The sequence below is a fragment of the Streptomyces sp. W16 genome (assembly GCF_033194735.1).
In the GTDB taxonomy this organism is placed as follows: Bacteria; Actinomycetota; Actinomycetes; order Streptomycetales; family Streptomycetaceae; genus Streptomyces.
Genome location: NZ_JAWOAI010000268.1, coordinates 1 through 13340 on the forward strand (window position 1 = coordinate 1; position 13340 = coordinate 13340).

The 13340-nt window shown below is 70.2% G+C and carries 12 protein-coding genes; 10 read left to right on the forward strand and 2 right to left on the reverse strand.

Annotation, left to right across the window (positions count from 1 at the left end):
• From R6V09_RS30355 to R6V09_RS30385, 7 genes are all read left to right on the forward strand, one after another.
• A partial coding sequence (locus R6V09_RS30355) for a DUF742 domain-containing protein (RefSeq protein ID WP_317884659.1) occupies positions 1-171 on the forward strand: 171 nt, incomplete at its 5' end.
• Complete coding sequence (locus tag R6V09_RS30360) at positions 143-751, forward strand: GTP-binding protein (protein ID WP_317884649.1); 609 nt, start codon at positions 143-145, stop codon at positions 749-751. The genes R6V09_RS30355 and R6V09_RS30360, both read left to right, overlap by 29 nt.
• Entirely contained in the window at positions 748-1965 is a 1218-nt protein-coding gene (locus R6V09_RS30365) for a cytochrome P450 (protein ID WP_317884650.1), read from the forward strand. The genes R6V09_RS30360 and R6V09_RS30365 overlap by 4 nt, the downstream gene beginning before the upstream one ends.
• Positions 1962-3188 (forward strand): cytochrome P450 family protein, encoded by a 1227-nt coding sequence (locus tag R6V09_RS30370; RefSeq protein WP_317884651.1) that lies wholly within the window; start codon positions 1962-1964, stop codon positions 3186-3188. Before R6V09_RS30365 ends, R6V09_RS30370 begins: the two co-directional genes overlap by 4 nt.
• A gap of 230 nt (positions 3189-3418) precedes the next feature.
• Positions 3419-4039, forward strand: a complete 621-nt coding sequence (locus R6V09_RS30375; RefSeq protein ID WP_317884652.1) for an L-threonylcarbamoyladenylate synthase — start codon at positions 3419-3421, stop codon at positions 4037-4039.
• 101 nt (positions 4040-4140) lie between these two features.
• Positions 4141-4896, forward strand: coding sequence for a dienelactone hydrolase family protein (locus R6V09_RS30380; RefSeq protein WP_317884653.1), 756 nt, complete (start codon positions 4141-4143; stop codon positions 4894-4896).
• A 161-nt stretch (positions 4897-5057) separates the two neighbouring features.
• Positions 5058-6245, forward strand: coding sequence for a glycoside hydrolase family 64 protein (locus tag R6V09_RS30385; RefSeq protein WP_317884654.1), 1188 nt, complete (start codon positions 5058-5060; stop codon positions 6243-6245).
• A gap of 59 nt (positions 6246-6304) precedes the next feature.
• On the opposite strand, the gene R6V09_RS30390 is transcribed toward R6V09_RS30385, so the two are convergent.
• Positions 6305-8704: a M4 family metallopeptidase gene (locus R6V09_RS30390; RefSeq protein ID WP_317884655.1), complete on the reverse strand. Its 2400-nt coding sequence runs from the start codon at positions 8702-8704 to the stop codon at positions 6305-6307.
• 284 nt (positions 8705-8988) lie between these two features.
• Between R6V09_RS30390 and R6V09_RS30395 the strand changes: the two genes are divergently transcribed.
• The 3 genes from R6V09_RS30395 to R6V09_RS30405 all read left to right on the forward strand — a co-directional run bounded on the left by R6V09_RS30395 (position 8989) and on the right by R6V09_RS30405 (position 11578).
• Positions 8989-10233, forward strand: a complete 1245-nt coding sequence (locus R6V09_RS30395; RefSeq protein ID WP_317884656.1) for an MFS transporter — start codon at positions 8989-8991, stop codon at positions 10231-10233.
• Between the two features lie 97 nt (positions 10234-10330).
• Positions 10331-10513: an antitoxin gene (locus R6V09_RS30400; RefSeq protein WP_019070039.1), complete on the forward strand. Its 183-nt coding sequence runs from the start codon at positions 10331-10333 to the stop codon at positions 10511-10513.
• 153 nt (positions 10514-10666) lie between these two features.
• A complete protein-coding gene (locus R6V09_RS30405; protein ID WP_317884657.1) occupies positions 10667-11578 on the forward strand; it encodes an MHYT domain-containing protein in 912 nt (303 codons plus the stop codon).
• A 31-nt stretch (positions 11579-11609) separates the two neighbouring features.
• Here the strand turns inward: R6V09_RS30405 and R6V09_RS30410 are convergent.
• The coding region (locus R6V09_RS30410; protein ID WP_317884658.1) for a zinc-dependent metalloprotease at positions 11610-13340 on the reverse strand (1731 nt) is incomplete at its 5' end.

Consider the following 13340-nt stretch of genomic DNA (forward strand, 5'->3'; position numbering starts at 1 on the left):
GAGGCGGCGGCCCTGCTGGAGCTGCCGGTCTCCGCGGTGCGGGTCCTGGCCGCCGGTCTCGTCGACCGGGGCCTGGCGCTCGCCCGCGCCCCGATCCCGCCCGCCGAACGCTTCGACCCCGACCTGCTGAAGAGAGTGGCCGATGGCCTACGCGCCCTCAAGCACGACTAGCGGCATCCATCTGCCGGACACCGCACGGGAGTTGGTCAAGATCCTGATCGCGGGCCCGTTCGGGGTGGGCAAGACGACCCTGATCGACTCGGTGTCGGAGATCCGGCCGCTGCACACCGAGGAGCGGCTGACCGAGGCATCCGTCCATGTGGACGATCTCGACGGGGTGCGGGAGAAGTCGACGACGACCGTCGCCATCGACTTCGGGCGGCTCAGCCTGCCGGGCGGGATCGTGCTGTACCTCTTCGGCACACCCGGGCAGGAGCGGTTCCGGGCGCTGTGGGAGGACATCGCCCACGGCGCGCTCGGGGCACTGGTCCTGGTCGACAGCCGCCGCGTGGACGCCTCCTTCGACATGCTCGGGCTGGTGGAGGAGAGCGGTCTGCCGTACGCCGTCGCACTCAACACCTTCCCGGACGCGCCCCGGCACCACACCGACGAACAGCTGCGCGCCGCCCTGGACTTGGCGCCCGGCACCCCGCTGGTGACCTGTGACGCCCGGGACGCGGACTCGTCGATCGACGCGCTGCTCGCCCTGGTCCAGCATCTGATCGACCGCGACCCCCCGGAGCACCGGTGACCACTTCGTCCCCCACCCGCCCCGTCCGGCTGTGGGAGGACGGCTTCGCGCTGGATCCCTACGGCTACTACGCCGCCCTGCGCGCCCAGGGCCCGGTCGGCTGGGCCGAACTCGCCCCGGGCGTACCGGCGTACGTGGTCACCGAGCGGCGGGCCGCGCTGGATCTGCTGCGCGACACCGACAGGTTCTCGCACGATCCACGGCCGTGGGAGTCGACGGTCGCCGAGGACTCGCCGGTCCTCGGGATGATGCGCTGGCGCCCCAACTCCCTGTTCGCGGACGGCGCCGCGCACGTCCGCTACCGTGCCTCGCTGATCGACACCTTCGACCGGATCGAACCGCACGACCTGCGGGCCCGGGTGCACCGCGCGGTCCATGTCCTGGTGAGCCGGATCGGGCCGCGCGGACAGGCCGATCTGGTGGGCGAGTTCGCCCGGCCGCTGATGGCGCTGGTCTTCAACAGCCTGTTCGGGCTGCCCGACAGCCAGAGCGAGCGGCTGGACCGGGCGCTGGGCATGATGATCGAGGGCGGCGACCGAGCGACCGAGGGCGAGGCCGAGTTCGGCGGCTACGTCCTCGAACTCATCGCCGCCAAGTCCGAGTCACGCGGGGACGACCTGACGAGCTGGCTCCTGGACCATCCGGCCGGGCTGACCCCGGAGGAGGTCGCCTGGCAGGTGTTCCTCACACTGGGCGCGGGTCACGAGCCGACCGCGAACCTGGTGTCCAACGCCCTGTCCCGCGTCCTCGGCACCTCGGTCTACTACTCCACTCTGACCAGTGGTGCCCGCCCGGTCATGGACGCCGTGGTGGAGGTCCTGCACCACGAGACGCCGCTCGCCAACTACGGGATCCACTATGCCCGTTCACCGGTGACCTTCCACGGCGCGTGGATCAGGCCCGCGATACCGGTCGTCGTCTCGTACGGCGCGCTCGCGCACTTCGCCGAGGAGGAGGTCGTCAGCGGCCGGCATCCCAAGGACGCCTCGCACCTGTCGTGGTCGGCGGGTCCGCACGCCTGCCCGGTCAAGCGGCACACGCTGCTCATCGCGACGGAGGCGATCGAACAGCTCACCCTGTGGCTGCCCGACCTGGAACCCCTCGTACCGCGCGCGGAGTTGACCTGGCGTCCGGGCCCCTTCCACCGCTCGCTCACCTCACTGCCCGTCCGGTTCAGCCCCCGCTCCCCCGACCAGCCAGGAGACCCGTCGTGACCGTGTCCGACCGCATCGCCCTCGACCCGTTCGGCGCCGACATGGCCGCCGAGAGCGCCAAGCTGCGTGCCCTCGGCCCGATCGTGCCCGTCGAACTGCCCGGCGGCATCCCCGCCTGGGCGCCCACCGGCTACGACACGCTGAAGGAACTGATCCTCGACCCGCAGGTCAGCAGGGACCCCCGGCTGCACTGGCGCCTGTGGCCCGAGTTGAGCGAACACCCCTCCTGGGGCTGGGTGTTGGGCTGGATCGGCGTCATCAACATGCTGTCCACCTACGGCGCCGACCACGCCCGCCTGCGCAAACTGGTCGCGCCGAGCTTCACGCACCGGCGCACCGAGGCGATGCGGGCCCGGGTGGAGACGATCACGGCGGAGCTGCTGGACGCGGTCGCGGCCGACGACGCCGAGGTGGTCGACATCAGGGCCGCGCTCGCGCATCCCCTGCCGATGCGGATCATCTGCGAACTCTTCGGTGTACCGGACGAGTTGGTCGGCGACACCGGGCGGCTGATCGCGGCCATCATGGACACCTCCGACCCGTCCCCGGAGCACGCGGCGTTCGTGCAGCAGCAGATCGGCACCGTACTGCCCGCGCTGATCGCCCACCGCAGCGAGCACCCCGGCGACGACCTCACCACCGAACTGATCCGGGTACGGGACGAGGACGGCGACCGGCTCAGCGACGAGGAACTGCTGTACACGCTGCTGCTGGTGATCGGCGCGGGCTTCGAGACGACGGTGAACCTCATCGGCAACGCGATCGTGGCCCTGCTGAAGCGCCCCGAGCAGCTCGCGGACGTACGTTCCGGGAAGATCGGCTGGGACGCGGTCGTGGACGAGACACTGCGCGTCCACCCGTCCATCGCCTCGCTGCCGCTCCGGTTCGCGGTCAGCGACCTCACGGTCGGCGACGTCACCGTCCCGGCCGGGGACGCCATCATCACGACGTACGCGGCGGCCGGCCTCGATCCCGCGCACTACGGCCCCGACGCGGACGTCTTCGACGCGGCCCGCGGCGCCGACGACCACCTGTCCTTCGGCATCGGCGTGCACCGCTGCATCGGCGCGCCGCTGGCCCGGGTGGAGGCCCTGACCGCGCTGCCCGCGTTCTTCGACCGCTTCCCGGACGCCCGCCTCGCCGTCGCCCCGGACACCCTGTGCCAGGTGCCGTCCTTCATCGCCTTCGGCTGGCAGGAGATACCGGTACGGCTGCGCGGCTGAGCGGGGACGGCGTGGTGCGGCCGACGACGAATCCGTACGGCCGCTCGCGCACCCGGCGCCGGAACGGCTCCGCCGCGGCCTCGGAGGGGAGCCGTCGGCGGAGCCGTCCTGCCCGGGTTCGGGGGAGAGCCCCGAGCGCACTGGTCGGTTTCGCCGGGGTACGCCCGTGCGAATCGGGCGACGCGAGGGCCCGCGCGGCGACCCGTGGCCGTACGGCATAAGCTCGGCGGGTGGCCAAGTACTTCGACGTGCACCCGGACAACCCGCAGCCGCGGACCATCTCGCAGATCGCGGACAGTGTGCGCTCGGGTGCGCTGATCGCGTACCCGACCGACTCCTGCTACGCGCTGGGCTGCCAGCTCGGCAACCGTGACGGCATGGAGCGGATCCGTACGATCCGGCATCTCAACGACCGGCACCACTTCACGCTGGTGTGCCAGAACTTCGCCCAGCTGGGCCAGTTCGTGCACATCGACAACGACGTGTTCCGCGCCATCAAGGCCTCCACGCCCGGCAGTTACACGTTCATCCTCCCGGCGACGAAGGAGGTGCCGCGCCAGTTGCTGAACACGAAGAAGAAGACCGTGGGCGTGCGCATCCCCGACCATGTCGTCACCCAGGCACTGCTGGCCGAGCTCGGCGAGCCGCTGCTGTCCAGCACCCTGCTCCTGCCCGACGAGGAGGAGCCGATGACCCAGGGCTGGGAGATCAAGGACCGGCTCGACCACGTGGTGGACGCGGTGGTCGACTCCGGGGACTGCGGCACGGAACCGACGACGGTCATCGACTTCTCCAGCGGCGAGGCCGAGATCGTCCGGAAGGGCGCGGGGGACGTCTCCCGTTTCGAGTGACCCCGGCGGCGGGGCCGTGATCGGGCGTGCCACGATGATCGGAACACGCCGCGCCGGGCCGGCAGTCGGCCCGGCGCCGATCCGCCGGGAGGCACCCCGCCATGACCGCCGTACAGGGCACAGCCGTGGACATCCCCACCGAGGACGGCATCGCCGACGCCTATCTGGTGCATCCCGCTGACGAGCGCCCTCGTCCGGCCGTGCTGCTCTACCAGGACGCCTTCGGACTGCGTCCCCACCTCAGGTCGATGGCCGACCGACTGGCCGAGGCCGGTTACACGGTCCTCGTACCGAACGTGTTCTACCGGCACGGTCGCGCGCCGGTGGTCGAGCTCCCCGAGTTCATCGACCCCGAGGCACGGCCGGACATCTTCCAGAAGGTCGGCCCGCTGATCATGGGGCTGACGCCCGATCTCATCGTGCGGGACGCCGGTGCCTATCTGCGCCGGCTGGCCGAGTCCCCCGTGGTCGCCGACGGGCCGGTCGCGATCACCGGATACTGCATGGGCGCCCGCCTCGCGCTGTACACCGCGGGCGCCTACCCGGACCGGGTGGCCGCGGTGGGCGGCTTCCACGGCGGGCGGCTGGCCACCGACGACCCGAACAGCCCGCACCTGGCCGCCGAACACATCACCGCCGAGGTGTACTTCGGCCACGCCGACCAGGACTCCTCGCTGCCCGAGGACCAGATCAAGCGGTTCGACGACGCGCTCACCGCGGCGGGCGTCCGGCACCGCTGCGAGGTCTACCCGGGCGCACAGCACGGCTACACGCAGGCGGACACCTCGTCGTACAACGCGGAGGCCTACGAGCGTCACTGGGTCGCGCTGCTCGATCTGCTGGACCGTACGTTCTGATCGACAGACTGCCTTCACTGATTCAATCCAGGTGCCCACGGCGCGAGTTGTCGTGGGCACCTTTCGTTCAACTCATTGACATGCACGCGGCTCGGCGCGACTCTGAGAGCGCTCTCACATAGGTCCGGACCAATTTTGTACCCCCCACACGGAGGTGAGAAGTGCTCATCAGACTCTTGCGTCGACTGGGTGCCGCGACCGCGGTGGCCACGATGCTCGCGCTCGCGACACCGCTCACGGCGGACGCCGCGGTGCCCGCCACGATCCCGCTGAAGATCACCAACAACTCGGGCCGCGGTGACGCGGTCTACATCTACAACCTGGGCACCAACCTGGCCACGGGCCAGCAGGGTTGGGCCGACGCGGCCGGCGCCTTCCACGCCTGGCCGGCCGGTGGCAACCCGCCCACCCCGGCGCCGGACGCGTCGATCACGGGCCCGGCGGCCGGGCAGTCCGCCACCATCCGGATCCCCAAGTTCTCGGGCCGCATCTACTTCTCGTACGGCCAGAAGCTGGTGTTCAAGCTGACCACCGGCGGCCTGGTGCAGCCGGCCGTGCAGAACCCGACCGACCCGAACCGCAACATCCTCTTCAACTGGTCCGAGTACACGCTCAACGACTCCGGGCTGTGGATCAACAGCACCCAGGTGGACATGTTCTCGGCGCCCTACGCGGTCGGGGTGCAGCGTTCCGACGGGAGCACGGCCTCCACCGGGCATCTCAAGTCGGGTGGCTACACGGGCTTCTTCAACGCGCTGCGCGGGCAGCCGGGCGGCTGGGCCAACCTGATCCAGACCCGGTCCGACGGCACGGTTCTGCGAGCGCTCTCACCGACGTACGGGATCGAGACGGGCGCCCTGCCGAGCACCGTGATGGACGACTACATCAACCGTGTCTGGTCGAAGTACTCGTCGTCGACCCTGACCGTGACGCCGTTCGCCGACCAGCCGAACACCAAGTACTACGGCCGGGTGTCGGGCAACGTCATGAACTTCACCAACAGTTCCGGTGCGGTCGTGACCACCTTCCAGAAGCCGGACGCAGCCAGCATCTTCGGCTGCTACAAGTACCTCGACGCGCCCAACGACCTTGTGCGCGGGCCGATTTCACGCACCCTGTGCGCGGGCTACAACCGGTCCACGCTCCTGGTCAACCCCAACCAGCCGGACACCACCACGGCGAACTTCTACGTCGACACGGTGACCAACCACTACGCGCGCAAGATCCACGCGCAGATGGCGGACGGCAAGGCGTACGCGTTCGCGTTCGACGACGTCGGCGCCCAGGAATCTCTGGTGAACGACGGGAACCCGCAGCAGGCCTACCTGACGCTGGACCCGCTGAGCTGAGACACCGGAACACCCCGCACGCCTGGGGGCGCGTGCGGGGTGCCGGACCTACGGACCGATCAGCTGGTCGTGACGGCGGTGTCGTCGATGACGAAGCTGGTCTGGAGGGAGGAGTCCTCGACTCCGCTGAACTTCAGAGCGACCGTGGTACCCGCGAAGGCCGACAGACTGAAGGACTTCGCGACATATCCGCTGGCCGCGTTGAGGTTGGAGTAGGTGGCCAGGGTGGTCGATCCGGCGGTGACCGTCAGCTTGTCGTACGCGGTGCTGGTGGTGGTCTCCGCGGTGTCGATGTGGATGTAGAAGGTGAACGTCGTACCCGTGCAGCCGCTCGGGATCGTCACCGACTGGGACAGCGTGTCGGTGTGGGTCGAGCCGTAGCCGTCGAGCCAGGCCTTGTACGAACCGGTGCGGGCCGCCTCGCTGCTGGAGCTGGTGATGACCCCGCTGGTCGCGGTCCAGGTCGTGTTGCCCGACTCGAAGCCCGCGTTGCCGAGCAACTGCGTCGAGGTGCAACTGCCGCCCCCGCCGCTGGAACTCACGGTCCAGGTGAAGGCCGCGGTACCGGTCGCCCCGGTGCTGTCGGTGACGGTCACGGTGGTGCTGTAGGTGCCCGCGGTCGTCGGGGTGCCGGTGATGGCGCCCGTGGAGCTGCTGATCGACAAGCCCGTCGGCAGTCCGGTCGCGGCGTACGTCAGGGTGCCGCTGTTGGTGCTGCTGGCCGTGATCGCCAGGCTCACCGCCGTGCCGACGGTGGAGGACTGGCTGCCCGGGTTGGTGACCGTGACTCCGGTGGTCGGCACGGTGATGTGGCTGCCGACGTTGATACCGGCGAAGGCGTTGCCGACTCCCGCGTACTGCGCGGACGTTGTGCCGTACAGCGCCCCTGCGGCGCTGAGCGCGGCGGTGCGGGCCGAGGCGTAGTTGGTGGTGGACGTCATGTACGTCGTCAGCGCCTTGTACCAGATCTGCAGGGCGGCGGCCCGGCCGATCCCGGCGACGGCCACACCGTCGGACGTGGTGCTGGTGTAGGTGGTGCCGTTGATGACCTTGGTGCCGCTGCCCTCGGAGAGCAGGTAGAACATGTGGTTCGCCGGGCCCGAGGAGTAGTGGACGTCGAGGTTGCCGACCCCCGAGTACCAACTGTCCGCGGAGCCGCCGTCCTTGCTCGGCTTGTCCATGTAACGCAGCGGCGTGCCGTCGCCGTTGATGTCGATCTTCTCGCCGATGAGGTAGTCGCCGACGTCACTGCTGTTGTTGGCGTAGAACTCGACACCCGTGCCGAAGATGTCGGAGGTCGCCTCGTTCAACCCGCCCGATTCACCGGTGTAGTTGAGCCCGGCCGTGTTCGACGTGACACCGTGGCTCATCTCGTGGCCGGCCACGTCCAGCGAGGTCAGCGCGTGCGTGGAGCCCGAGCCGTCGCCGTAGGTCATGCAGAAGCAGCTGTCGTCCCAGAAGGCGTTGACGTACGCCGTGCTGTAGTGGACGCGCGAGTAGGCGGCGACGCCGTCGTTCTTGATGCCGCTGCGGCCGAAGGTGTTCTTGTAGAAGTCCCAGGTCGTCTGGGCACCGTAGGCCGCGTCTGCGCCCGCGGTCTGGGTGTTGGAGCCCGCGCCGGTGCCCCACACGTCGTCGGCGTCCGTCATCAGGGTGCCGGTGCCGGACGTGGCGTTGTTGAGGCTGTACGTCTTGTGGCCGCCGCGCGTGGTGTCGTACAGCTGGTACGTCGAACCCGACAGCGTGGTGCTCAGCGAGACGCTGCCGCTGTACTGGGTGTTGCCGGTGCCGGTCTCGATGCCCTGGAAGCGGGAGAGTTCCTTGCCGGTGGTGGCGTCCGTGATGACGTGCAGCTGGCTCGGGGTGCCGTCGTCCTGGAACCCGCCGATCACCGTCTCCCAGGCGAGCTTCGGGGTGCCGTCGCCGGCCCAGATGACCTTCCGGGCGCTGTCGGTGCTCGGCGCCTTGGCGTCGAGGGCCTTCGCGGTGGTGAGGGCCTTGGTCTCGGCGGCCGACTTGGCGAAGGACGCGGTGGTGGAGGGGACGGTGAGGGTGTGCTTGTTGTTGAAGGTCGCGCTCACCGTGCCGGTCGCCTGCGCGGCGGGCGGGGTGTGCACCACGAGGTCACCGCCGAGGACGGGGAGACCGGCGTACGTGCGCTCGTAGCGGGTGTGGACGGTGCCGTCGTTGTCCTTGACGACGTCCTTGACGACCAGCTTCTCCTTGGCGCCGAGGCCGAGGGTGCGGGCGGTCTTCGTGCTGTTCGCGGTGGCGCTCTTCACCAGGGCGGTGCGCTGCGCCGGGGTGAGCTTCGCCTCCAGGCTGCTGGTGCGCAGCGGGCTGGGGTGGGGGGACGCGGGCTTCGCGCTCGCCGGAACCGACTGGATGCCGACGGCGAGGAGCGCGGCGGTGGAGATCAGGGCTCCAACCGCGGTCCGCTTGCGGGGGATGCGTCTCACTCGTACTCCTCCTGCGACGGCCGCGGACGCGGCCGGTGACAGACCGGACAGCCGGGTCTGCTGTCCGGGAGAGCTGAGCTGTGCGGGGACGACCGAACTTTGACCGATCCATGGAGGATCCGTGGGGTAACTGCGTGGAGGATGACAGCGTTGACCCGTCCATGTCACGCAACGCAGGGGCACTCAAGGGTTTTCCCTCTGTCACCGGGCCCAACAGGCGTCGCGGACAAGCCACTTGTGGTCCCTGAAGGTGACGGAAGGATCTCGCCGGGTACGGTCCGATCATGCCCCGTCTGGTGGATGTTCCCGGATACACGCGCTTCTGGACCGCCTCAGCGGTCTCGGCGTTCGGTTCTCAGGTGTCCGGGCTCGCCCTCCAGATCCTCACCGCCGTCACACTGAGCGCGTCCGCGACCGAGGTGGGCCTGGTCAGCGCGGCCCGCTGGGCGCCCTATCTGCTCTTCGGCCTCATGGCCGGGGTCCTGGTGGACCGCTGCCGACGCAAGCCGGTGATGGTGGCCATGGATCTCGGCCGGGCCGCTCTGCTCGGCGCGATTCCGCTGCTGTACGCACTGGACCGGCTCGACATCGCCACCCTGTGCGCGTGCGTCTTCGCCTTCGGGGTCCTCTGTCTCTTCTTCGACGCGGCCAACCACTCCTACGTGCCGCAGCTGGTCCCCAGGGAACTCCTCAACGCGGGGTACGCCCGGGTGGGACAGGCCGACGCGGTGGCCGGATCGACCGGGCCGCTGATCGCCGGCGTGCTGATCAAGCTGCTGGGCGCGCCGCTCGCCGTTCTCGTGGACGCGGCCAGCTATCTGGCCTCCGGTCTGCTGCTCACCTCGGTGCGGGCCCCGGATCCCGTGCCCGACCGGGGTGCGCGGCGCGGTCTCGTCAGCGAACTGCGGGAGGGGGTGGCCTGGGTCTACCGACACCGGACCCTGGCGTCCATCGCGCTGACCTCGCATCTGATGCTGCTCTTCAACACCGTGGTCAGCACGGTCTTCGTCGTCTTCGCGCTGCGTGACCTGAGGATCGGGGACTTCGGCCTGGGCGTGACCTACGCCTGCGCGGGACTGGGCGGAGTGCTCGGCGGCGCGTTCTCGGCCCGGGTGGCCAAGAAGCTCGACATCGGCGCCACCCTGATCGCGGGCCGCCTCCTCGCCGCCGTCGGCTGGCTGCCGCTGGTCCTCGCCCATCGCGGACCGTGGGCCCTGGTCTGCGTGTCCGCGGCCTTCTTCGTGGTGTCCGGGGCGATCTCGCTCGAAAGCCCGGTGGAGATGAGCTATCGCCAGGCCGTCACGCCCGACCGGCTGCGGGGCCGGATGAACGCCACGATCCGCTCGTTCAACTGGGGAATGGTGGCGATCGGGGCGCCGCTGGGCGGACTCCTCGCCGACCACGTCGGCTACCGGTTCGCCCTGTCGGTGGGGCTGACCGGAGCGGTCCTCCAGGCACTCGCGCTCACCGTGTCCCCCACCCGCGGGGCCCGCGTCACCGACGAACCCGAACCGCTCGTGCCCGCCTGATGCCGGGTGGCGGCCGGCCCCGCGCGGCACCGAAATGCGGCGCGCGTGAACGCGGGGGATGCTGGGAGGGCCAACGCACGTCCGAAGGAGGACACCCATGTCGTTCATGGAAAAGGTCAAGGGAATGCTCGGCCAGAACCCCGACAAGGCCAAGCAGGGCGTGGACAAGGCGGGAGACATGATCGACGAACGCACCGGCGGCAAGCACGCCAAGCAGGTCGACATGGCGCAGGACAAGGCCAAGGACTTCATCGACCGCGAGAAGCCGCAACAGCCCTGACCGCATCTGTCCGCGTATCGCCCTCGATGCGCACCAAGTGGTCCGCGAAAGTAGAGAGTTCGTCAAGTACAGATGTGAAAGAGGTGCGCGGCCCGGCCCCGATTCATACATACTCCCCCCACAAGCAGCCAGGACTCTGGGGGGAGTTGGCTCATGCAAGGCACGATCGACGGGTTCCGCTACGGTGCGGTTACTCCGGTGGCGGCCTATCTGATGGCCTGCCTGGGAGGTGCTCTGGGACTGCGCTGCGTGGTGCGGTCCCTGCACAACAAACATTCCTGGAAGGCGGGTTGGCTCGCGCTGGGCGCGACGTCGATCGGCAGCGGCATCTGGACGATGCACTTCATCGCGATGATCGGCTTCCAGGTCGAGGAGACCCGGATCGGCTACGACGTCGGCCTCACGGTGCTGAGTCTGGCCGTGGCGATCGTCATGGTCGCCGCCGGAGTGTTCACCGTGGGATATCGCGGCGCCACCACCGGCACGCTCGCCGCGGCGGGTGTGATCACCGGCCTCGGAGTCGCCGCGATGCACTATCTGGGCATGTCGGCCCTGAAGTTGAACGGCACCATCGAGTACCGGACCAGCACGGTCGCGCTCTCCATCGCGATCGCGATCGTCGCCGCGACGGCGGCCCTGTGGGCGGCCGTGTCCATCCGGGGCTTCCTGGCGAGTCTGGCCGCCAGCCTGGTGATGGGCGTGGCCGTGTCCGGGATGCACTACACGGCCATGGCCGCCGTGAGCGTCCATCTGCACAGCACCGGCGGGGCGTGGACGGGCGACTCGGCCACCTCGCTGCTGCTGCCCATGCTGCTGGGGCCGGTCATCTTCCTGCTGCTGGCCGGGGTCGTCGTGATGTTCGACCCGCTGCTGGTGATGGGCGAGGGCAACTGGGACCGTTCCTTCTCCCGGCATCCCGTCGGCCAGAAACCCGCTGACAAGCACCCGGCACTGCAACCGGATTCGGCCTTCACCGCACAGGACTCCGCAACGCCCCGGCACGTGGCGACCAACAGCGGTCGCCACGGCCCGAGTTCGACCACCGGCCGCCGCAGACCCCGATAGCCGCAGCTCCCGACAGGGGCGTACGCCGACCTCAGTTGGGCGCGCCCGGCGGCACCCGGGGCGGCGGATCGAGCCGCACCGAGCCGGGATCGGCGAGGAAGGCACGGATCAACTCCCCGGCCTCACGGGCCTGTTCGTCGCCCTGGCAGCGCAGCTCCGTCGCGAGCCGCCGTACGGCGCCGCGCAACGACATGCGCACCGGCGTGTGCAGCGCGGTGTCGTCGAGCAGGGTCAGCAGGTGGTTCAGGAGGGTCCAGTCCGCCGCGTGCTGGACCGCGTTCCCGCCGGGCAGTTCCTCGGGCACGGGGTCGTTGCGGCGCCAGGTCGTGGCGAGGAGCGCGTCGACGATGTCGGCGACACCGGGCGTCTCGGGGTCGGCCGCGTGCTGCCAGGCGACCCGGTTGAGCCGGGCCGGGTCCAGCAACTGCTGCGTCACCAGGGCGGTCGCGGCCCGTACGGCTTCGAAGGGGTCGAAGATCCGTCCGGCGCCCGTGTCGAGGTACTGGTCCGTCCGGCCGTAGCGGATCGCGGGCGGCGTGAGAGTGTCCAACACCGCGCGCGGCAGGGCGAGTTGTTCGGCGCGCAGCAGTTCGGCGAGTCGGGTCAGCGCCGTGTGCTGGCCGGCCGCGTCGACGGCTTCCGCGCCCCGGCCGGGCTCGCCCGCGAGGCCGTACGCGTAGCGCACCCCGCCCACCGACCGGGCCACGGCCGCCACCTCGTGCCGGTGCAACAGGTGCAGAAGCGCGGCGCGTTCCTCCAGTTCACCGGTCTGCCGGTCGGACGGCAGCACCCCGCGCGAGAATCCGTCCAGGGCGATACGACGGACCCGCAGCATCGTCTCCAGCGCTTGGAGGGCGTCCCCTCCGCCGACCCAGGGCACGGCGTCGGCGTGCGCGGCGTGCGGGCCCTGCGCGTCCTCGTCGGAGACATAGGTGAGGCCTGCCTCGGCGGCTTCGCGGCGCAGTGCGGCGAGCGCGGTGTCCTCCTCGCCCTCGCCTTCGCCGAATCGCCCGTAGGCGTGCGCGACCAGGAAGTGGTCCCACGGCCCGAGTTCCGTGCCGTACGCGGCGGAGAGGTCGAGATCGCCCTTCTCGGTGACGCGGATGCGGGCGTGCGGGTAGTCCATGACGGACGGTTCGGGATGCTCCGTACCGGCGAAGTTGTGCATGAAGCCGAGTGCGTGACCGATCTCGTGCGCGGCCAGCTGGCGCAGCCTGGAGAGCACCAACTCCTCGACGGCGGCGAGCCGTTCGGCCTCGTCCGGGCGGCCGTAGGGTGCGAGGAGGGCCTCGCCGAGCGCGCGGACCTGCTCGACGCGCTGGGAGCCGAGCCGTACCCGGGCGTGCAGGATCTCGCCGGTGCGCGGGTCGGTCAGCCCCTGCCCGAGGGACCAGCCGCGGCCGGCCCGGTGCACCCAGACCACGCCGTTGACGCCGGGGTCGTACGGGTCGAAGTCGGCGCCACCGGCCTCGACCCGGTAGGCGTCCGGGAGTCCGATCCGGGCGAAGGCCCGCTGCCACCAGTTGCCGCCCTCGACGACCGCCGAGCGGAAGGGTTCGGGGACGGCCGGGTCGACCTGGAAGACGATCGGGTCGCCGCCGGGTTCGGCGCGGAAGCGGGGCTGGAACCTGACCTGGGTGCCCGCCCGGCCGACGAGGCCGTGGTCGGCGTAGCCGATGCCGTAGCCGCCCGAGGCGGGGTGGTAGCGGCGGACGGGCAGCGGGGTCGCGGGCAGCCGCATCAGGTTGAGCTGCTGGACGAC